This is a genomic window from Bacillus jepli (genome assembly GCF_047238305.1).
GTDB lineage: Bacteria > Bacillota > Bacilli > Bacillales > Bacillaceae_L > Ferdinandcohnia.
Genome location: NZ_JBDFMO010000001.1, coordinates 3190425 through 3211274, shown reverse-complemented (window position 1 = coordinate 3211274; position 20850 = coordinate 3190425). Strand labels below are relative to the sequence as shown.

Sequence of the window (20850 nt, the reverse complement as noted above, 5' to 3'; positions counted from 1 at the left end):
CCGATTTCAGTACTCTGCTAGTTTGGGCATTATATAAAGTGTTTATAGATGCACCAATTTTTTTGTCATCTGACTTCCAAAAAATCAATAATTTGCACTTTAACTTTTCCCCTATTAGGATCAATTTTTAAATTTCTTTTCATCTTGCCTTCTCCGACAGTGACCTCCGTAAACAACATCCCATTAACTTCAATATCTCGTTCTTCTAAGTAATTCCCCTCACCATCCCTTACAAGTTTCATATAATCCATTAACTCTCGCAATCCTGTAATCGCGTATTCCACCCTGGATGTATGCTTCACTTCCCCTATGACTACCTTTTTGAGTTCGTTTGATTGTTTATCAACAACCTCAACAATAATATCCGGTCTACCACTCCAGAAGGTAGATGTATCAAAGCCTTGTCCAAAAACTTCTCGTGCTATTTGTTCCGCATCAGCTGCGGAGGAAAGTTTCTTTTCGATAAATGGATGGTGTATTTGCATGACTTCTTCAGCTTTAATGTTGAATTGAATCCGATTGGAACCGGTTGAATCATGATAAATCTTATACACAAATTCCTCATCCATCCACTCTGCCACAAGATTATGTTTGTTCCGCCCATCCATTACCTGTAGCTGTGCATTTTGAGTATTTTCTTGGATGATTTTTATCACCCAATAGAGTTCGAATAACACATCTTCTTCTTGTGGCACGATAAAGGTTTCTTTTAGCAACTCCACTACATCTTCTTTATCGAGGTTCCCTTCCATGATGCTACGATAGCTGAATAAAATCTGTCCTGCTCTCTGGTATAAGGGATTTCGATGTTTCATTGTATCGATAATCATTCGTGTTGTTACTTTTTCTTGATGCATTTGGATTCGTGATAAATAGATATTTTTGTGTAGCATATGGCTAATGATGTCTTTCAACGAAGCCCAATCTTCAAACCAGGTGTACTTTTTATAATAATCGGTATCCATTTTCACAAATAAAATCTCATATAGGACCTTAAGCACTTCAAGTAGTACTAGGTTCTCTTTTATTGCGTATTCACGACTTCGTTCCACAACCGAATAGATTGTTTTATCCGTTACATTGATGCGAAGGCGTTCCTTGATTGTGTTTGGCCAATTGATTTGTCCGCGAACTTGTCCATGGTTCGTTTCCTGCTGCACTTTTGTGGATGTTTTTAGACGCCGAATTAACAATGGCAACCCTCTTACAAATTGTTTAACCTCTTCTTTTAATAAAAAATGAAGATTCAATAGATGATCTAATTGCTCAATTTGCAAATTGGTCTTTTGGATAAATGAATTCAAGCCGACCTTACCCGATTTTAAATAGATAACAAGGAAATCACTTATTTCCTCGATTAGCTGTTCCGCATTTCGTTTCATGATTGACACCTACAAATAGAAAAAGTCTTCCGCAAAACTCAATAGTTGCTGTGTATTAATCTCTTGAATAGGTGAAAGTTTTTCGATAAAACCTCGGATGTCACTATCCATCAGCCCCTCGAATTGAGGTAAAACATATAAGATAATGGCTGAAGTGAAATCCCCATCTTCCACTGTGTATTTTGCAATATCTTCAATAATTGCCGGACCAATTTTTCGATATTGATTGATTTGTTTCCAAATGAAAGTAAGTGTCTCTGAATAATCGTTTTCAACGATGCTCCACTTATCTAAATACTCATTCACTAGATTTACCCTAATATTCTTTGGTACTCCAATCGGAATAAATGCAAATCGTCGCATAAAGGCATAACTCATTTCATAGAGTGACGCTTTATCCATCGTATTGATTGTGCCAATTAATCGCCAGTCATTAGGAATGATGTATTCATAATCATTTGGGACTACCGTTTCTTCGTCACCTTGCGGACGAAGAAACACAGGGTTTCCACTTTGAGACTGAAAGTTAAGAGTCACTTGGTCGCCAGTTAGTGCGGAGAATAAGGCACCAAATGCTTTATCGATATCCGCTCGATTCATTTCATCAATGATTAACCATTTATTAATAGGCGCATTTGTCTTCTCGTCTTTAAAACAATCTAGGAAGATGCCAGGATGAAAGGACAATGTGCCATCGCTGTTTGGACGATATCCCCCAATTGTTTCATAGGTTGACCATTCTGATGTAGCAGTCACCAGTTTAGGCGACACCTCGAGTGAATGACAAATTTCTTTTGCCAATTTTGATTTCCCTGTACCTGGTGGTCCTGTGAAAATAATATGTTTTCCATTTTTTAATGCTGTTTTTACTTGTCGTAGGATCAACTGTTTTTCCTCAAAATGAAGATTATGAACCTCAATATCTTGTTCGAATTCTACTGTTGGTATTTCTACATATTCTTGATTTTGAATTTGTATTTTGGGTGCTTGATGCACGCCATTTTTGAATACTTCACTACGTACACTCTTATCGAATATTGCTTGCTCCAAAGCAGGAACATTGTATTTTCGAAAAGGTGATCGAAGATAGGTGGCAAATCGGTCGCTTATTATAGTTACTGTTCGATCAAGAATCGATTGCAAATGGTCACTCTCGATAAACTCTTCAAAAGGAAGATAAGTTAAGGCAATCTGTGTTTCGTGTTCTTTTTGGGTAAATAATTGTCGCTTGTATGGTGTATCACTTACTTCATCTTCTATAAGAGTTACGACTGTCATAAGTTTGTTCTCATTATCACGATAAAAACCTACTAAAAGCCAATTGCAAAAATCAATATGAAACTTCTGTTTTGAAGTTAATGTAACAGCAACCCGCTCGTCTCCTGCCTCGTATATATCCAACTTATTTAAAAGTTTCTGAGCCACATCAAATGCTTGCTCAGCCTGTGAGACGGAATCAAAAATTTGGCTTAACGATGAATGCAGGTTATCTTGTTCTGGAAGGTCTGTTTCTTCTACAGCATCTATAGTCAGTCGATTTCCTTCTAAAAATTCATCTGTAACTTCAACGAATTTCTGTTTCATTTTTTCATACGTAAATTCATTTTCAATATCTGAAATAGATTCAATGTCTCTCATTCCTCTTTTTGGATGTGACGATCCAAAGTGGAGCCCATAATCAACCCCGTTTTCATCTATTTCTAAGAAGAATTGTGCTGCTACTTTGTGATTTTCCATTTTTTCAGGAAAGACCGCCATCCAACAACCTGTTCCACCTAAATTCCGACTACCGTTAAAATCAAAAATTACTTTATCCTTCGTAAAATCAATTCCCTTAAACTCATCGATATTCCGGATGACTCGATGGATGGTAATCAATTGATACGTCACAATATCCTTAATGGATTGGTAATAGATTTGAAATAAGATGCTAAAGTTATTCCACGTATGAAGGATGTTCTTCTCATATTCATCTTTTACTTGAGATTTATATTTTTCAAGGTCTTCTATTTCAAGTCGTTTTTCTTCAATATACTGATCAAGTAGCAGAAACCGAATTTTATTGACCTTTTCAAAATTGCGGTAAAACTCTCTCCGCTCTTTTAATTTGTCTTCTGGAAGCTCCTTAATGGCCTCTAAAAAATCCACATCATGATCCGAAAATTCCTTCATTTTCTTTGCTACTGAATGAATATAGGCAACGGCACTTTCCACCATTAATTCATCATATTGAGTCAGACAAAAGAAGAAATCTTGGATATCTAACATATGTACGTAGTGTCCCTTGCTTGCTAATACTTCTTGTGCCGATAAACAAAGCTGATAATAATAGGCATAGTTTTCGCTGATTGAACCTAACTTTTTGTCAATCCCAAAAATACGTTTGATTTCTTTAAAAACTTCTTCTTTATATATCGGATATTTTTGAGAATCATACGCTGCTAAAAGATACCCAAACAGTGGGGCCCCTAATTTAAGCTGTGACTTATACTCTTTTCCTTTTTCATGAAACGCCTTTATTCTCTCAGATAGTGGAGCACCCTCATCTGTAAACAGCTGAACGAAAATCTCAGCTACTTCAGTCTGTCGGGCAGTCGCATAATCCACTAAATCAGCTGTATTGCTCCAATGAACAAAACTCCCTGATTGTGGGTTACTGGACTGTAGAATTTTTGTGATTTCAACAATGTTTTCTTCATTTATAGACGTTTTTGCAAAAACCGTATTTAATTCAGATAAGATTTCATACTTATAGGTTTCATCATATTTATCTGTTCGTTTGAATCGTAGGAAGCGATTGAAGGCAATAGTTATGTATTCTGTGTTATCGATTACTTGTTTTACTTTGGTAAATTGCATCTTTGTTTCCTCTCTTCTCATCTTTGTTACATTTTGGTATTGTTTCCAAAAGCTTTATTTTCATAGGCAAAGTTCTTCATTGAATTGATTTGTACTATTACAACATTCGACAAAAAGGGAAATATATCCTTTGTAATATGTTACTTTTACTACTTGTATTTTTTAAAACCGACACCTAGAGCTAAACAAATCGTATCTATGTATTAGGCGATAAGCGGAGGGATCTACCCTTCCTCTTTTTTTTACACAATTCTTTACTTCTCATAATACCCAGCAATTGCCGGAAAAGTTAAATGCTCTTTCCGCATCTCCCAAAACGTAGTCAATTTATAATCTCTTAAAAGATCAGTTGCGAGTGAATATTGGTGACAATATAGTGGAGCATGATTATAGGTTTTTACAAATAATTCAATGGCTTCTTGTTCAAATTCAGCAAAAACAAACACGAATTCTCGCTCACTCTTTTTTAATGCGTACACGCCAATTTTATGAAACCCTAAAACGTTTTTATCTATCATTTCCCTTACCTTCTTATGGTCTGCCATATTTAAATCTAACGTAGATTCGTCATCCTCTAATGAAATCTTGCCCTCTTCTAGTAAATGATAAATGTAATGGGCTAGACTGACTTCTTCGTAGCAAAGTGCATCAATGTAGTAATCCCTTATCGTCATATAAATTCCTCCTTTTATTAAATTCTGGGACACAGGACCTGTCCCTGCGGCCCAATTTGTCCCACATCTATTGTTCAATCAAACCAGTAAATTCGTTGTATGTAACCTGAATGGTACCTACTGGACCGTTTCTGTTTTTTGAACAAATGATTTCGAGAAATGGATCTTCAGTTTCCTTGTCATAATACTTTTCACGATAGAGGAAGAGGATGACATCTGCATCCTGTTCGATGCTTCCTGATTCCCTGATATCGGACATCATCGGTCGTTTTTCAGCTCTTGTTTCCACAGAACGATTTAACTGGGCCAAACATATCACCGGGCAGTCAAAATCCTTTGCCATTGTTTTTAGATTTCTAGATATCTCGGTTACTTGTAGATGGGCATTCCCGCCGTACAGTTCACTTGGGCGTATTAGAGTTAGATAGTCTATAAAAATAATCGGTTTCATGTTTGGAAATTGATGGAGAATTTTTCGTGTCTTTGCTCTCATTTCTGAAACCGTTTGGCCCGCTCCATCGAAAATTTGGATATTGGTTTGATTCAAATAGCCAATGACATCGGCCCAGCGATCCTTTTGACTTTGGCTTAACATTTTCTGAGGATCCCTCATTTTCAAACGATTATAGCCACCTGTTGAGGCGATTAAGCGTGAGGTGACCAGTCGTTCTGGCATCTCTAATGAAAAGACAATGGGCAAATAACCTGCCCATCCTACTTCCTTCGCAAAATGCAGCATCACGTCTGTTTTTCCCATTGATGGTCTTGCTGCTAGAATCGTAACTTCTCCATCTTGAAAGCCTCCCGTCATTTCATTAAGCTTTTTGATGCCAGTTGTAGCTACTTTCATAGCTTCTTGCTCCTGCCAAGGTGCCTCAAACATATGGACCAACGCCTGATTTAAAGAAGTATGATCGTTTATCTTGGCCTGATTGATTTTATCCAATTCGGCAATGACTCTTGTAATCTCCCAATTCCCCAACTTCGCTAGCGTTAAGATACTACTCTTTTCCCGCTCCTTCCAAAGCTCAATAATAAGTGCCTCAAACTCTTCAAATTTTTCAACATCCGCATATGATAGTAGGCTTGATAGATAAGACATTCCACCCAAGTTTTCAAGATCAGGAATGGTTGTGAGTGAAATTAAATCGATACTTTTACCAGCATTGCTAAAGTCAACCATCCTCCGCATCAACTCTTGATTGGTGGCCTCCTCTAGCTGTTCCGGTTGGATTACGGTATCTTTAATCAAGTAACCGGCCTTGATCAAACACCCTAAAAAGGCTGTTTCTGCAAAGTTCATCAGTCCTCACCTGCCGTTGGATCAAATTGATACTGACCAGGAATCGCCCTGCCTGTTTGGATGATATCGGCTGATTGCCCCTGCTTTTTGTTCTCGTGATACAAATCAATTTCTTCAACCGTCAGCAATGATTCGTTTTCCCAGTTTTTTAGAATGCCAACGACATAGTTTAGTCTCCGCTTATTGTTGGCACAGGCAATGTCCATGGCTTTTAAAATCACCTCTTTCGGGTTTAAAAAGCTTGAATCATCTAACCAGGCTAAGAGCTGCTCCTTTGCACTCATGTTTGATAACCCAAACCCATTTTGATCCCAACAGGCTACAATTTCTTTAATCGCCTCTGTCTTTGGTTGTAAATCTATATCTGGATAAAGAACTTTTTGTTGTTGTTTTACTTTTTGTTTTTCTTTTTCTTTTTGCCCACGTATCGTAGAACGAGTCGTCAACGTATCGTCAGAGTGGTTGGTTTTGGGACGGAGGGACAGGTCCATTGTCCCAGACTGAGCCATAATTGGATCGCTGTGGTAGAACGAAGCATCCTTGTCCCAATTCAAATCCTTTTCATAAAAAACATATAGAGGGTTAAAATTTCATTTCGATCGATATTTTCGGCTACATATTGAATCAGCGAGGTGTCCTCCACTTCCTCCAACTCGGAAGAAATACAATCCATAACCGGTTTCCCACCTTTATGCAAGTTGTATTTTCCCCAGTTTCTAATCGCGATTTCTCTTGTTTTTGGATTGTACTGAATCATTTTGTGGTGATGGATGAATCGATCCATCAACGCATGAATCGTCTCAATCGAATAGCCCATATCAAAAGCCATTTCTTTTTTCGTTATTCGATAGATTCCGATTTGAGTTGTGTGGGGATTTGTTAGGAGATATAAGAAAAAATATTTATCCTCCGGCGTCATTTCCTCTGAAACAACCGGATTCTTCCAAAAATCAGTGCGCACCATTCTGTACTTTGCCATCTTACTCACAATCCCTTCTTTGTCTGAGTGCTCTGGGTCAGAGGGACAGGTTCCTCGTCCCAACCCTTTTCATATAATTTGATCCACCTCTCGTTATTGTTATAGAAAGGAGTTCAGAAAAAGGGGCATCTGTAAATGTGAAAGATTTGTGACGGGTTCATTTAGATTGTTTGAGGAACGACAAAAAAGCAGTCCCGATTCAACAACAGGACTACTTTTGAATTTCTCTCCCCTATGAAGGAAGGTTTCCATATGCAAAAAAACTTTGACCTCTTTTATGATAAAACTACCCTTGCACTTTTTCAGGATAAGGCCCTTAGATACAAGCTTTGTATTCAGTCATAATATTGTGGATGATCGTTCTGACAGGAAGTATTTCATTGATTTCATGCACTCTTGCTCCTGCAAATACAAGACCATTCTCACAATCCCCATTCATTGATGTAATCATAGAATCCATTGTACAAAAGCGATACGAGCAATCTTTCAGACAATCAATACACTTCTTGATTTTTACTTTTTTATCATCAGATATAAGTTCAGTAAAATGATTCTTTATTGCACGACCTTCTAATCCCACCGTTGTTTTTACCATAACTGTATCTTCTTTCTTCGCTTGTACATATTTTTCTTTAAACGATAATGGTGCGTCACATTCGTTACTAGCAACAAATCTTGTTCCCATTTGAACTCCGGAAGCCCCTACTTGAATGGCACGAGCGAGATCTTCTCCAGTCATAATCCCTCCAGCAGCAATTACGGGAATCTTAACAGCTTCTATCACCTCTGGCAAAATATCGAACAATGGTCTTTCGGTACCTAGGTGCCCGCCGGCTTCATTGCCTTCTACAACAACGGCAGAAGCCCCCAATCGTTCAGATATTTTTGCAAGCCGTGCTGAAGATACAATTGAGATAACCGGAATTCCAGCTTCTCTGCCCCAACTATACATATCTCTTGAAATGCCCGCACCTGAAATAATGAAATCTACATTTTCCTCAATAGCTACTTTCATTTTTTCGGCAAAATCATTCATCGCAAAAAGAATATTCACTCCTATATATCCGCCATCCTGAATGGATTCTTTCGCCTTTCTTATGTGATATCGCAATTCATCAAAACTAATTCCAGTGCCCGAAATAATTCCAATACCTCCAGCATTTGCAACAGCAGAAGCAAGTCCGCTTAAAGATATACCTACTCCCATACCACCTTGCATAATTGGAACCTTTGGCTCCATATGGCCTATTTTTAATTGTGGAAAGTTCAAAAGAATACCCCATTTCATTGTTTTTGTTATCGTTCAAGCTTATTGTAACGACTGGAAATTAAATGAATAGTTACAAATATAATACCTAGTCCTAAAAGGAGACCATAATTTTGATGTTGTCACAAAAGATTCAAGAATCGATTTAATTATAGGGTCAAAGTGACAGAACCTTGTTTGGATATGGTCATCCTTTTCTTCGAGAATTCACACCATGATGACCAAATCCCTTCCACAAAAAAATCACAGGCTTCTCACCTGTGATTTTTCTTTTTTATTCGTATTTGGTAATTATCCTAACTACCACAACACGATTCATAAATAGACAAATTTCAATGTCTACCTTGTTCGGATTCACTTCAAGTCTCATTAAATCCATCTGAAAAATTTATCTAAAACCCTACCCTTTCCCCTATCAACTCAATCGCTTTTTCTAGCCGTTCTTGATAGTTCCCGCTTATGCTCACAAACGGTATGCCATACTCATTCAATAATTCCTTCAAGCGCTGATTGTTTTCTTCGCGAACCTGTTGGTCCCCGTGCACCCGTAATCCATCATCCACCCATTTGACGTCAGGCTCTAAAAATAAGCATAAATCATATTGTTGGAGCTTGGCGCTTTCAGCTAGTACCCGTTGCGTTTTGCCATTATAAAGTTCCGAATAGAATTGAGTGACAGCAGCCTCGGTGTCAATAAAGACCATTTTATTGGCTTGTTTACTAGCTTCGTATTCTTTCAGTTTATGACCGTATGCAATGAGAGGGTAATCCTCATCAAGCATAATGCCATCACAACCTCCTAACTCTTCACAGATTTCCCTACCATATTCGCTTACATAGGTTGTATTATAAATGAGTGCTAGATTTCTCGTAAGCGTTGATTTTCCACAGCTTTCCGTACCCAAAATGACGACTTTTTTGACGAAATACGGTTTCGCTATCTCGGGAATGTAGTCCCAGTAGTGAAACACACCCTTCTTTCGAATCTCGGTTGCCGATATCCGAACCTGTTCCCTTTTTTCATCAATCAAACAATGCGTTGCCTTCGGATAGAGTTTTTGAAAAATCGGATCATATCCCATTTCAGAGCTAAACACCACATCAATGTTCTTCCCGATTGCCTCTTTTATTTTTATGGCTCCTTCCTTCCAATTGTAATCCTCATCCCCATCATGATCCTCCACTTCTATGACCTTGACGTTCTTCATATCCTTCGTCAGTTGGGAAAGCCAGCGGAGCCGGATTCGACTTGGAATATACGGAAACTTGCTCTCTTCACAAAGCTCTTGATCCCTCTTTGTGCTATGAGACAACACGACATACAATTCCTCAACCATCGTGGAAGCTTTGATGATGGCGTACACATGTCCTTGATGCAAAGGTAAAAACTTTCCACCGAAAAATCCAATCTTTTTCATGAAATCTCCTCCCGCTTCTGCTTTTTATATACTTTTGACCAGTTGTAATATCCGTAAATACTATTAATCAGAAAGGCCGACCACATGACAAGCATAGTTACATCGTTTCCTCCTTGTAAAATCAAAGCCTTCAGCCAAAGTGCAATCGAAAGGACATTCACCGCAATCCAAAATAACCATTGTTCAGTGAATCGTTTGAGCATTAAAATCTGAGCAATCACCGATAATGTCGTTGTAGCGGAATCAATCCAGACGACATTGCCGCCTATTTTTTCTAGAAGAATAGCGTATAGAACAAAGATGACAAGGAATGAGGATAATGTATAGGTCCATCCTTTCTTGGTTAAAACACTGACTTGAATTTCTTCTCCTTGTACGGTTTGTTTTGTTTTATGTTTACTCCATAAATAAAGTCCAACAAACTGTAGTGGAAAATAAAACAAGGCATTTAACATAACCTCACCATAAAGGGCATAACCGTAAGCTATATAGGCATAAGTGCCCGTTTGGATAATCCCAAAATAATAGTTACTGATTTTCCCTTTCGCAACCAACACCACACAAAGCATTCCTGAAATTGAGGTAATGAATCCAAGAATTGTATCATCCCAGACAAAAAACAAATACACATTCACAAGCGTAAACGTCACAAGCCATACCTTTTCAAACAAGGTCCAGTCTTTTAAAAGCTTCATTTAGCTCCACTCCTTTATGGTTATTAATTAACAAACTGTTAATTATAATGCAGAAAAAAATTTTAATATTTGGCATTATAGATCGATACATACGGATCAAAATCATTAAATCGATAAAGCTGAGCTTTATTTTTCGACCAACGATTTGTTTTCTGAGGTTCTCCATCCCTCACGACTTTTTCAATAAACGGCAGCGTTGGAGCCTTTCTAAAAAATTGAGAGTCCAGTTTTAACCAAGGCTCATCCATTACTGTTAGCAATACACCTTGCAGCTCAGACAAGACAAATTCTTTAGGTAAAAAGTTTTTTGCTAGCGTTGTTAAAGACATATCCTTTTTGATGAACCATAACGCATCATCGATAATTGCCTTGTGATCAAACGCAAGGTCAAGCTTAAACACTTCATCCATCGAGAATAACGCTACTTCGTCTGCGTCAGTTGCTGCTCTCCTTCCCACTAATTCATTTTCTGGAACGATCGCATAATGAGCATTCGAAATAATCCATCCCCGCTTATCACGACCCAATTTGTCGTATACGCCAAAGTTCTTAACCTTTACCCCTTCTACACCCGTTTCTTCTCTTAATTCGCGAACAGCTGCATCATATGCCGTTTCCTCTGGTTTAATAAACCCACCAGGCAACGCCCATTTTCCGCCTTCAATATTAGGCTCACTATCTATTGTTTTCTCCGCTCGTTTAATCAACATAATGTTTAACGTTTTTTCTGGTGGCTTATAAGGCCCCACTTTCGTTGAAATAATTGTAAAAACAGCAATATCACTTGTATATCCATCAGGAGTCCGATATTTACTCACATCATAACTTAACAAATCCTCACTCATCTCTTGGTCACCTCTAATTCACTCGTCTTTTAATTAACATTTTGTTAATTGTTATTAGTATTATATCAAACAATTGAAAAATATGTGACATGAAATGATCGACATAAATCGATAATTCTCAAAAAACAACTGATACTTCGTTCATATAAATCTTTCGCCACTTTCACCTTATAAAACCCAAAAGAACCCTACCATAGTCCTAATGTCTTATTAATTGATTTCATTCTTATGACCATCACCAGATAGTGGTAAAATAAGGTTAACAAAAATAAAAACCATCTTTGATGAATACAATCTATATGGGGTGTTTACATGCATAGTGTTTTTGAACCAGCTGGATTTTGGATTCGTTTCGGTGCTTCGCTTATTGATGGTATTGTCATTTTTTTGATTGTTTTTCTATTTTCACTCATTTTTAATTTTCCTGTAGATAATGATTCTTGGCAATCTGGCCTTCTAGAATTCTTATATGCTCTTAGCCTACCACTCTTTTGGTACGGGTATACAGTTGGAAAAAGACTATGTGGGATTCGAATAGCGAGGGTTGATGGTGAAAAATTACATATTGGGAATATGCTACTTCGGATTGTAGTAGCAGGGCTATTTTACGCCTTGACGTTAGGAATCGGATTCATTGTAAGTGTAGTAATGGTGGCTGTCCGAGAAGACAAAAGAGCAATCCATGACTTTGTTGCCGGCACATGTGTAACCTATAATCCACCCGAAAGAAATTAAGGGGCAGACCAAAGGGACTGTCCCCATTTAACAACATCATCTATACTATTACGGATCAATAAAAGTGACGTATTATTTTAAAAAATGATTTGTTAGTATAGATAATCTCATAACAATTAGGTTACATTGAAGTTTTCTATGCTATTGGTGTTCCATTTTTAATAGATTCATCTGGTCTTAAAAGTACCACATCTCCCTCTTCTGGAACACCTCCAATTACTAAAACCTCAGACTTAAAACCTGCAATACGCCTTGGAGGAAAGTTTACTACGGCCACCACTTGACTTCCAATAAGTTGTTCAGGCGTATATCTTCGTGTTATTTGTGCAGAAGATTGTTTAATGCCAATCTCCCCAAAATCAATTTCTAATTTTATTGCTGGGATCAGTGCTTCTGGAAAAAGCTCTGCTTTTACAATAGTCCCAATCCGTATATCTAATTTCAAAAAGTCCTCTATTGTCGCCATATGACACCTCCATTATTTTACATATCATTATTATAACTTGTTTCCTTTTCGACTTAAAATCCAAAAAACCTCTTTCAACGAAGCTATGGCGTATAACTGTCTCATCCTTTTTCCAAAACAAAAAATCACAGGTCTCGATCGATCACCTGTGATTTTCACTAAACATTTCGATTATAGGTCAGAAATCATTCCACCATCTACGACAAATTGAGCTCCTGTTGAATAGCTAGAATCATCCGAAGCGAGGTATACAACTAAATTAGAAACTTCCTCTACTTCTGCTCTTCTTCTTAGTGGAATGTCTTGTTCAAGTTGCTTTAGATATTCTTCTACATCTGGTTGATCAGCCATAGGCGTTTTGATAATTCCCGGATGCACAGAATTTACACGGATGTTATGCTGCCCAAGTTCAGCAGCTGCACCTTTTGTCATACCGGTAACAGCATGTTTAGAAGCACTATAAGCAATAGCCGTTGGTGCACTTACCAAACCATCTACAGATGAGATATTAACAATGGAACCTACACCAGCTTTTTTCATGGAAGGTACTACTTTTTGCATTCCTAAGAATACTCCAAGCTCATCTACTTTAAATGTTAATTCAAAGTCTTTTACAGTTAGTTCTTCTAATGTTTTGAAGATCCCAATCCCTGCGTTGTTTACTAACACATTGATAGGACCAAATGATTCTTCTGTTTTTGCTACGACTTCTATCCAATTCTCTTCACTAGCAACATCTAATTTAAGAGCGATTGCGTTTTCTCCTAATTCATCTGCTAGTTTTTGGGCACCCTCCATGTTAAGGTCAGTAATTGCTACTTTTGCTCCTTCTTCCACAAATTTACGAGCATGCATAGCCCCCATACCTTGTGCTGCACCTGTAATGATTGCTACTTTACCGTCTAACTTAGCCATTATGTATTCCTCCAATTTAACAAAAATATAGTAAGCAGTCCAATCCACAACTATTATCTGTCGACGGGCTGTCCTTTATTCTTATCAATTCTTTAGAATATGGACGGTCATCCGTTTCTTGAGGAGAATCCCCACCATAATCACCTTATCCCTTCAACAAAAAAAATCACAGGCTTCTCACCTGTGATTTTTCTTTTTATCATTAATACTTTAATCCATGGCCAAGTTTATAGACATTGCCGTCACTGTCTTTATAGGCATAGCTCATTCCTGCTGGCATGTATTTGTCTTTATCATAACCCGGTACATCATTAGGTGATACGCAATCTCCATTTTGGTAAACAGCAATTACTTCTTCACTTGCCGGTAAGGTTATTGGTAAGACACCAGTTGGCTTATGTTTTCCTGCAATTACTTCAAGCTGTGCATTATGGAATGTATCATAACCCGCAATCAAAGCGTCAGCCATTGGTTCTACATTTCCTAAAATCCACGGAAGAATAATATTTACACTCATTACAACTTTACCACCGCGGCTATGAACGCTGTCCGCGATTTCTTTTAGATGGTCTAATCCACTTAAAGTGGTCTCTTGATATAATGCTCCATCGATTGCTGAATTTACTTTATCCTCACATATTTCAAGCTCGAGTAATCCTGGTGTGGCATTAAAGTAAGAACCGGATTTTGGATGTAGGAATAGAATCGCTGCATCCGCTTCTTCATAGTTATCTGTTAACGTGAACAGTCCGAGTTCTTTCGCTTCTTTTCTAGCTTTTTCTGTATACGAAGTCACTCTTTCCTGCTCCTTATGGAAAACTTCAATATAGACCTTTTTACCATCTAGCTTGTCCGCTGTAAGTGGCAAAGTACCGTTTGAATTTTTCAGTACGGTCACTGATTTTTTGTGCGCTTCGTATGCAGCTTCCCAATGCGATTTTGTGCTTACAACCTCAGTTGCCTTTTCTGGATCATTGTACGTGCGGTCATCAAATAGACCTAAAGCGAACATTTCAGTTAAGAGTCGTACATTTGATTCATCGATTCGTTTTTCGCTGATCCAGCCTTTACTAATGGCCAGTTTTAAATTTTCGATGTCATTTGTATCAGCAACCAAATCGGTACCCGCATTAATCGCTTTCGCAAAGCGTTCTGCTTCACTACTGTTTTCCATTCCCCAGCTCATGTTATTTACAATTCCACTATCACTATTTACATAGCCCTTGAAACCGAGCTTTCCACGAAGGATATGGTCGATGAAATAACGGTTAAATGTAAATCCAACCTCTTCAAACGGAATCTCTTCCCCTTCAAACTCTTGAACAACACTCTTCTTAATACTTGGAATGGAGTAGTACGGCATGATAGAAGATGTTCCATGTTCCGCAGCTGCTCTAAATGGTGGTAAATGATATTTTTCTAAGCTACCTGGAGTTGGGTACAGGTTCCATTTCCCTTCTTCATAGTGAGGGTCAAAGCCATTTTCTCTCGCTCCCCCACCAGGGAAGTGCTTCGTTGTCATCGCAATGCTATCTTTTCCTATGGTTTCACCTTGGAATTCGTCAATGATACGACCGATTACGTCAGCAATAAACTCTGGGTCTTCTCCGAATGTTCCATACGTACGTTGCCATCTCGGATCTGTCACCACATCTGCCATATACATATACCCTTTTCTTAAACCAGTCGCATTCCATTCTTTACGGGCAATGCTTGCAAACTCACTAATAAGGGAAGCATCACCGCCATTTTGGATATCCCCTTTTGCCGCCGCTGCTAATCCTAGCGTTCCTGGCCATGTAGAGAAGATACCAATGGCATCATTCATTCCGAATACTGCTTCTCCATTTTCATTTCTGGAGTTTGATGCAATGATAACGGGAATCCCTAAGCGTGTTCCTTCAGCTACTTCATTCATTGCGTTAACCCATTCCGCCATTTCAGCAGGAGTAAAGTTATCTCGTAAAATAAAATGACGTAGGTGCCTGTTTGCTATCGTATGAGTGGTTCCGTAAACTTTGCTAGTTGCAAAAATCGTTTCGCCTTTTTCGATAATACTTTCATCTAAGAGGCCTTCATGGCTGGTCTTGCTCTTATCTTCCTGGGCAAGTCCCATTTTCCTTGAATTAATCAGCATCATTCCAATTTTTTCATCGATACTCATCAAAGAAACCAGATTTTTTGCACGTTCTTCTGGGCTTAAGCGCCAATCTTCATAAGGATCAAGCTTCCCATTATTATTTAAATCTTTAAATTTCAAACCATCCTGTTCAATAAGCTTTTTCGTTCTAACTTGTAAATCAGGTTGTTTTTGCATGTAAGTTCCTCCTAAAGGATTATTATTTCAATTTCTATAGTGTTTAAACCATTGATATTGCTAGAAACCCACTCAACTAAATGTGAAGTAAATCTCCTATACATTAAAAAGACAAGGCTTTCATTTTCATACTTTTCCTCAAGATAGGGTTTTCATTACCTCGAGTCTTTATTTCATTAGATTATAATGATATAATATCAATGAATTTTATGAAATAAATTGTTATTTTTGCTTAAAATATTGTATTTCTTGCTATACAAAAATTACAAAAACGTATGAGTTTTATACTTTTTTACCTTTAATAAAAGGAGCAGTTTATGAAAGAATCTACGTTTATGCCAGTATTGAATGAGAATTTCGAAGTTTATTATTGGAGCAAACAATATCAATCACATGATTGGGGCAGAAAGCCTGACAAATCTTCAGAGAATTATTCCGAAATCGAACCTTTATTCCGCTTGCATAGTCACGACGCGATGGAGGTACTCGTGTTTTTAGGGGGTGAATGTGAATTTTATTGTGAAGGACGAATGTATTCACTAACAAAAGGGGATGTTGTCATCATTCCCTCATATGCGGTACATAAGGCAGAAGTAAGCGATTTTGACAACTATGAGAGAATCGTAACGACCATTAGTGAATCCTTATTGGCTGAATTTTTATCGATTTCTCCCTCGATGAGTGATAGCATCATTTATCATAAAACTCAGGGTTCTTATGTCGTTCATCTCCACTCGGAAAATTTAATGGAAATTCTTTCGCTCTTTCAAGAAATAAGTAATCGTATAAAAGGCAATCGCGATCCTTATTCTTTCGCTTTACATTTTCTATTATTTCGTGCGATCGAAATTATCCTAAACCCAGCCAGTAGTAAGCCAACAAGTAGTCTAAGCAGTGATGCCGACCAACGTTTACATTCCATTATCGAATACATTGAAAAACATTTGACAGACCCACAAATGAATTTAGACAACATATCCAGTCATTTTCATTTAAACAAATATTATTTTTCTCATTATTTTAAGAACCACATGAAGGTGCCCTTTTATCGATATGTATTATTGAAACGACTTGCAACCGCCGTTGCCTTAATTAAGGAAAATGAGTTCTCTATCGAGGAAATTGCCACTAAATGTGGGTTTCAAGATTACTCAAGTTTTTATCGGCTCTTTAAAAAAGAATATAATCTGTCTCCCAAAAACTTGCAAAAGGAGTTTAGGTTGTAGCCCTTTTTCTCATCCTGTTGCTATTTAAAAATAAAAGGGGAAAAAGGTCCTTTGGCAGATCTTCATTCTACTAAAGCCTTGTATTCATCGACATCATCAAATTCTGTACCAATATAGAATGGGGTGACGTCGATATTTTTCAATTTGATTGGTTTACCCTCATTTATCTTTTTGACGATCAAATCAAAAGAGTTATCCTTCTTTAATTTAATGTCAAATTCTTGGATATCACCGTGAATTTTGTACACATCATTATCCAATTCTTCATACGTTCCTTTATCGACTTCCCTGTTATCAATGTATTCAACAAATCTTTTTTCCTCTGGTTGAAATGACATCTGAACAATATATCCTTCCACATGCTCACTTTGATAGGCCCCTTTTAAAGGTGGGGTTATAGTGGATGAACATCCAGTTAAGACAAAAACAAATGCAATTGTTAAAAGTAACTTACCAGCTATTGTTTTCATAAAAAGTTCCCCCTTATAGCTATTTTTTTAAGGTTCGTTAAAGCCTGTTCTTTTACAGAAAGAAAGGCAAACGGCTCAGCCCGCTTGCCTCTACCCTTAAAACAGTAAAAGACCAATCGTAATCGGAATAAAGCTATAAAGTAGGATCATGACACAGAACCCCATGATATCGCGAATATGTAAACCTGCAATCGCTAAGGCAGGCAAGGCCCAGAATGGTTGAATCATATTAGTCCAGGCATCGCCCCATGCAACACCAACAGCCGTTTGCGCGAGGTCTGCATTAATCTTCGATGCTGCTTCGATCATAATCGGACCTTGAACGGCCCATTGACCCCCACCGGATGGTACAAATACGTTGATCAGCCCCCCACTGAGAAACGAAAAGAATGGCAGCGTTTGAGCATTTGCAAATGAGACAAACCATAAAGCAATTTCTTGAGAAAGTCCTGATAATGTAACCATTCCCATAATCCCAGCATAGAACGGGAACTGGATGATAATACCCCCTGCATTTTTCACTCCGTTCGTGACTGTGTCTAAGAACTGTTTCGGTGTTTTATGCAACAGGATACCTAAGAATAAGAAAATAAAGTTTACAATATTAATATTTAAATCGAAGCCTTTTGTAACAAAATGATACACGATAAAGCCCAGCCCCATGATCCCAATTAACATCGAAACGATCACACTGTTTTCAATTTTTTCCGCTGGTGTCGATGGGTTTTTCACTTCTTTTGAAACCGTTTCTTCTGGGATCACCCAACCGGAGCGATCTTGGTAAAGTGTATTGCCACTTTTCATCAAAAACCTATTAAATATTGGCAGTGTTAGTACAAGAACTGCCACAATAAATAGATTAGAAGGACTAAAAAGGGTTTCACTAACCGGAATGACACCCATTTTTTCTTCTAAAAAATGGCCAGAGGTTGCTACTGTCAAAGGAATGGACGCTGAAAATCCGCCATGCCAAACTAAAAATCCACTATAGGCCCCTGCTACTAAAATACGAAAATCTGCAGATGGTACTTGCCTGGCCACATGAATTGCAAATAGCGCTCCCACTACTAGTCCAAATCCATAATTAATTAAACAAGCGATTGCCGACACGAACGTTACTAGCATGACTGCATGCGCAGGCGTTTTAGCCAATTTACTTAATCGAGCTAAGAAATTCTTAATGACGGGTGCGTTGGCTAACACATACCCGGTTACAACGACCAGAGACATTTGCATGGTAAAAGCAAGTAAATCCCAAAATCCTGTCCCCCAATGCGAAACCATCTGAACGGGTCCACTTTCTGTAAACAAGATCCCCAATACAAACACTAAGAAAGTAAGAATGATCGCAAAGATAAAGGCATCTGGTAGAAAACGCTGAACGAGTCGGACAAAAAATCTAGTTACAACTCCCATTTTCACACTCCCCTTGTTTATATGTCAATTGATTATATTCTAACTATTTTAAAAATATACAAGATAATAGTTGTTGTTAGGAGTTGGTAATATGAAAGTTATATTTAGACACCACAATCTAGATAATCTTCATTTATAACCTTACAAAAACAAAAAACACCCACAAACATTGAATAATCAACATTCGTGAGTGTTATACGTTTCAAGAACCGACAAGAATAGTTTAAGCCTATTTCATATAATGTTTTTTAAAATCTGGATGAATGGAAAATTTGCGACGTAAATTAATGAGGTTTTTCCCAAAGCTTTCCTCTAAAACTTCTCTATGTTCCTCCATCATTTCCATTATATATAAATCATGAATCATGACTTCTGTAATTGGCATCACTAATCCTACATGCCTTGACCATGCTGCGCGGCTATCTTTATCCAGCGATACAATACCTGCTACGACTTCTGAATCATCTCCACTCATAACAAGCCATCGTCCACCATACTCTTCAGTAATTTTATCACCCATATAATGGAGGTAAACATTCGCAAAATCAGAGCTAATTTCCCCATATGCAATAATTGTTACGTTGACTCCTCGTTTTGCCGCCTGTCTTAGTTCAGCCTCTAATTCTTCAAATTCCTCTTTCCAAACCTCCAAGAGAATTCGTTTGTTAGCTGATCCTATACAATCTTTCACCTTATCAAGTATTTCATTACGTCCCATGATATTCCAAATATTTTCACGGTCATTTGTAGAATGTTCAAATTCCGCTAATGATTTTTCTGCTCTTTCAAAATTCTCTTCTGCTTTGATTCGGCGGTTTTTTATTAGCTCCTTTGCAGGAACAGGTATATACTGTGCTGTATTTCCAGGACTAATCAGGATATCCCCCCTTAAAGTGAGACTATCCAAAACTTCATAGATTTTTGAACGTGGAACACCAGAGTTTTTTGCTACTGCATAGCCAGTTAAGGGTGAGTCTTCCAACAAGGTAAGATATGCTTTCGCTTCATATTCAGTAAAATTTAGGTTTTTTAACGTTTCTAAAATGTTATTTTCCATAAACCCTCCAACACAACCTTAGTCGCTACCATAGTAACTAATATACTAACAAATTCTGTTGATTATTTCCAAGTCCATCTGATATACTTTTTAAGTAGTTACCTAAGTAGTCACTATTGTAAGTGGAAGGAGAAACGAGATGGATAGTTTACTAACATACATATCAATTGCTGCAATGATGGTTGTTATTCCTGGTGCAGATACGATGCTCTTGGTAAAGAATACACTCAGCTATGGGTCAAAAGCTGGACGTTATACCGTTCTCGGAATGGCAACAGGACTTTCGTTTTGGACGCTAATTGCCATTCTTGGATTATCAGTTGTCATTGCAAAATCTGTTATTCTTTTCAGTACAATCAAATATTTAGGAGCTGCATACTTAATATATTTGGGTATAAAAAGTTTTTTCACAAAAAATGTGTTTTCTTTAAAAGACATTCAAGAACAAGCAAATGCAACAAGCAATTCTAAAAGCATGCATAATAAAGAGTCCTTTATGCAAGCTTTACTTAGTAATGTTCTTAATCCAAAGACTGTTTTGGTTTATATCACGATCATGCCTCAATTTATTGATTTGAGTGGAAATATAAATCAGCAATTGTTTTTGTTAGCATTCATCCTTACTTTTCTAGCTGTATTATGGTTTCTTACCCTTGTTTATGTCATTGATTACGCAAAAAAATGGTTAAATAACTCCAAATTCCAAAAAGTTTTCCAAAAATCAACTGGCATCCTTTTAGTAGGTTTTGGCGTTAAAACCGGAATATAACTCTTATACACTTTCACCGTTCATATCACTGAACGGTTTTTTCAATTAACTTAAGTT

The 20850-nt window shown here is 37.6% G+C and carries 19 protein-coding genes; 3 read left to right on the top strand and 16 right to left on the bottom strand.

The window, feature by feature from the left end; all coding sequences use genetic code 11:
* Positions 1–65: 65 nt before the first annotated feature.
* The 10 genes from ABC371_RS16415 to ABC371_RS16370 form a co-directional block, all read right to left on the bottom strand.
* On the bottom strand, positions 66–1382 hold the full coding sequence (locus ABC371_RS16415) for a hypothetical protein (protein ID WP_412897759.1): 1317 nt from the start codon (positions 1380–1382) through the stop codon (positions 66–68).
* Between the two features lie 9 nt (positions 1383–1391).
* Complete coding sequence (locus ABC371_RS16410) at positions 1392–4241, bottom strand: AAA family ATPase (RefSeq protein WP_412897758.1); 2850 nt, start codon at positions 4239–4241, stop codon at positions 1392–1394.
* 254 nt (positions 4242–4495) lie between these two features.
* Complete coding sequence (locus ABC371_RS16405) at positions 4496–4915, bottom strand: hypothetical protein (RefSeq protein WP_412897757.1); 420 nt, start codon at positions 4913–4915, stop codon at positions 4496–4498.
* Between the two features lie 67 nt (positions 4916–4982).
* The gene (locus tag ABC371_RS16400; RefSeq protein WP_412897756.1) at positions 4983–6218 is read right to left on the bottom strand and encodes a replicative DNA helicase; all 1236 of its coding nucleotides are present in this window, start codon (positions 6216–6218) and stop codon (positions 4983–4985) included.
* Positions 6218–6772: a DnaD domain-containing protein gene (locus tag ABC371_RS16395; RefSeq protein WP_412897755.1), complete on the bottom strand. Its 555-nt coding sequence runs from the start codon at positions 6770–6772 to the stop codon at positions 6218–6220. Before ABC371_RS16395 ends, ABC371_RS16400 begins: the two co-directional genes overlap by 1 nt.
* The gene (locus tag ABC371_RS16390; protein ID WP_412897754.1) at positions 6769–7197 is read right to left on the bottom strand and encodes a hypothetical protein; all 429 of its coding nucleotides are present in this window, start codon (positions 7195–7197) and stop codon (positions 6769–6771) included. Before ABC371_RS16390 ends, ABC371_RS16395 begins: the two co-directional genes overlap by 4 nt.
* Before the next feature lie 316 nt (positions 7198–7513).
* Positions 7514–8485 (bottom strand): NAD(P)H-dependent flavin oxidoreductase, encoded by a 972-nt coding sequence (locus ABC371_RS16385; protein WP_412897753.1) that lies wholly within the window; start codon positions 8483–8485, stop codon positions 7514–7516.
* Between the two features lie 371 nt (positions 8486–8856).
* Positions 8857–9882 (bottom strand): multifunctional transcriptional regulator/nicotinamide-nucleotide adenylyltransferase/ribosylnicotinamide kinase NadR, encoded by a 1026-nt coding sequence (nadR, locus tag ABC371_RS16380; RefSeq protein ID WP_412897752.1) that lies wholly within the window; start codon positions 9880–9882, stop codon positions 8857–8859.
* Positions 9879–10577, bottom strand: a complete 699-nt coding sequence (gene pnuC, locus ABC371_RS16375; RefSeq protein WP_412897751.1) for a nicotinamide riboside transporter PnuC — start codon at positions 10575–10577, stop codon at positions 9879–9881. Before pnuC ends, nadR begins: the two co-directional genes overlap by 4 nt.
* 62 nt (positions 10578–10639) lie before the next feature.
* Entirely contained in the window at positions 10640–11422 is a 783-nt protein-coding gene (locus ABC371_RS16370) for an NUDIX domain-containing protein (protein WP_412897750.1), read from the bottom strand.
* Between the two features lie 312 nt (positions 11423–11734).
* Between ABC371_RS16370 and ABC371_RS16365 the strand changes: the two genes are divergently transcribed.
* Positions 11735–12157, top strand: a complete 423-nt coding sequence (locus ABC371_RS16365) for an RDD family protein (RefSeq protein ID WP_412897749.1) — start codon at positions 11735–11737, stop codon at positions 12155–12157.
* Positions 12158–12293: 136 nt separating this feature from the next.
* On the opposite strand, the gene csaA is transcribed toward ABC371_RS16365, so the two are convergent.
* The 3 genes from csaA to ABC371_RS16350 form a co-directional block, all read right to left on the bottom strand.
* Positions 12294–12623: a chaperone CsaA gene (gene csaA, locus ABC371_RS16360; protein WP_412897748.1), complete on the bottom strand. Its 330-nt coding sequence runs from the start codon at positions 12621–12623 to the stop codon at positions 12294–12296.
* A 171-nt stretch (positions 12624–12794) separates the two neighbouring features.
* Complete coding sequence (locus ABC371_RS16355; RefSeq protein ID WP_412897747.1) at positions 12795–13538, bottom strand: SDR family NAD(P)-dependent oxidoreductase; 744 nt, start codon at positions 13536–13538, stop codon at positions 12795–12797.
* Positions 13539–13740: 202 nt separating this feature from the next.
* The gene (locus ABC371_RS16350; protein ID WP_412897746.1) at positions 13741–15855 is read right to left on the bottom strand and encodes a glycoside hydrolase family 3 protein; all 2115 of its coding nucleotides are present in this window, start codon (positions 15853–15855) and stop codon (positions 13741–13743) included.
* A gap of 317 nt (positions 15856–16172) precedes the next feature.
* Between ABC371_RS16350 and ABC371_RS16345 the strand changes: the two genes are divergently transcribed.
* Positions 16173–17081 (top strand): AraC family transcriptional regulator, encoded by a 909-nt coding sequence (locus ABC371_RS16345; RefSeq protein WP_412897745.1) that lies wholly within the window; start codon positions 16173–16175, stop codon positions 17079–17081.
* A 62-nt stretch (positions 17082–17143) separates the two neighbouring features.
* Here ABC371_RS16345 and ABC371_RS16340 read toward each other — a convergent pair whose 3' ends face one another.
* From ABC371_RS16340 to ABC371_RS16330, 3 genes are all read right to left on the bottom strand, one after another.
* Entirely contained in the window at positions 17144–17551 is a 408-nt protein-coding gene (locus tag ABC371_RS16340) for a hypothetical protein (protein WP_412897744.1), read from the bottom strand.
* Between the two features lie 96 nt (positions 17552–17647).
* Entirely contained in the window at positions 17648–18967 is a 1320-nt protein-coding gene (locus ABC371_RS16335; RefSeq protein ID WP_412897743.1) for a short-chain fatty acid transporter, read from the bottom strand.
* Positions 18968–19196: 229 nt separating this feature from the next.
* Positions 19197–20024, bottom strand: a complete 828-nt coding sequence (locus ABC371_RS16330; RefSeq protein WP_412897742.1) for a TrmB family transcriptional regulator — start codon at positions 20022–20024, stop codon at positions 19197–19199.
* A gap of 139 nt (positions 20025–20163) precedes the next feature.
* Between ABC371_RS16330 and ABC371_RS16325 the strand changes: the two genes are divergently transcribed.
* Positions 20164–20793: a homoserine/threonine efflux transporter gene (locus tag ABC371_RS16325; RefSeq protein WP_412897741.1), complete on the top strand. Its 630-nt coding sequence runs from the start codon at positions 20164–20166 to the stop codon at positions 20791–20793.
* The last annotated feature ends 57 nt before the right edge of the window (positions 20794–20850 follow it).

What these genes read in the sequence shown, in the direction of transcription:
- ABC371_RS16415 (WP_412897759.1), bottom strand. Translation starts at nt 1,382, where the DNA reads ATGAAACGAAATGCGGAACAGCTAATCGAGGAAATAAGTGATTTCCTT.
- ABC371_RS16410 (WP_412897758.1), bottom strand. Translation starts at nt 4,241, where the DNA reads ATGCAATTTACCAAAGTAAAACAAGTAATCGATAACACAGAATACATA.
- ABC371_RS16405 (WP_412897757.1), bottom strand. Translation starts at nt 4,915, where the DNA reads ATGACGATAAGGGATTACTACATTGATGCACTTTGCTACGAAGAAGTC.
- ABC371_RS16400 (WP_412897756.1), bottom strand. Translation starts at nt 6,218, where the DNA reads ATGAACTTTGCAGAAACAGCCTTTTTAGGGTGTTTGATCAAGGCCGGT.
- ABC371_RS16390 (WP_412897754.1), bottom strand. Translation starts at nt 7,197, where the DNA reads ATGGCAAAGTACAGAATGGTGCGCACTGATTTTTGGAAGAATCCGGTT.
- ABC371_RS16385 (WP_412897753.1), bottom strand. Translation starts at nt 8,485, where the DNA reads ATGAAATGGGGTATTCTTTTGAACTTTCCACAATTAAAAATAGGCCAT.
- nadR (WP_412897752.1), bottom strand. Translation starts at nt 9,882, where the DNA reads ATGAAAAAGATTGGATTTTTCGGTGGAAAGTTTTTACCTTTGCATCAA.
- pnuC (WP_412897751.1), bottom strand. Translation starts at nt 10,577, where the DNA reads ATGAAGCTTTTAAAAGACTGGACCTTGTTTGAAAAGGTATGGCTTGTG.
- ABC371_RS16370 (WP_412897750.1), bottom strand. Translation starts at nt 11,422, where the DNA reads ATGAGTGAGGATTTGTTAAGTTATGATGTGAGTAAATATCGGACTCCT.
- ABC371_RS16365 (WP_412897749.1), top strand. Translation starts at nt 11,735, where the DNA reads ATGCATAGTGTTTTTGAACCAGCTGGATTTTGGATTCGTTTCGGTGCT.
- csaA (WP_412897748.1), bottom strand. Translation starts at nt 12,623, where the DNA reads ATGGCGACAATAGAGGACTTTTTGAAATTAGATATACGGATTGGGACT.
- ABC371_RS16355 (WP_412897747.1), bottom strand. Translation starts at nt 13,538, where the DNA reads ATGGCTAAGTTAGACGGTAAAGTAGCAATCATTACAGGTGCAGCACAA.
- ABC371_RS16350 (WP_412897746.1), bottom strand. Translation starts at nt 15,855, where the DNA reads ATGCAAAAACAACCTGATTTACAAGTTAGAACGAAAAAGCTTATTGAA.
- ABC371_RS16345 (WP_412897745.1), top strand. Translation starts at nt 16,173, where the DNA reads ATGAAAGAATCTACGTTTATGCCAGTATTGAATGAGAATTTCGAAGTT.
- ABC371_RS16340 (WP_412897744.1), bottom strand. Translation starts at nt 17,551, where the DNA reads ATGAAAACAATAGCTGGTAAGTTACTTTTAACAATTGCATTTGTTTTT.
- ABC371_RS16335 (WP_412897743.1), bottom strand. Translation starts at nt 18,967, where the DNA reads ATGGGAGTTGTAACTAGATTTTTTGTCCGACTCGTTCAGCGTTTTCTA.
- ABC371_RS16330 (WP_412897742.1), bottom strand. Translation starts at nt 20,024, where the DNA reads ATGGAAAATAACATTTTAGAAACGTTAAAAAACCTAAATTTTACTGAA.
- ABC371_RS16325 (WP_412897741.1), top strand. Translation starts at nt 20,164, where the DNA reads ATGGATAGTTTACTAACATACATATCAATTGCTGCAATGATGGTTGTT.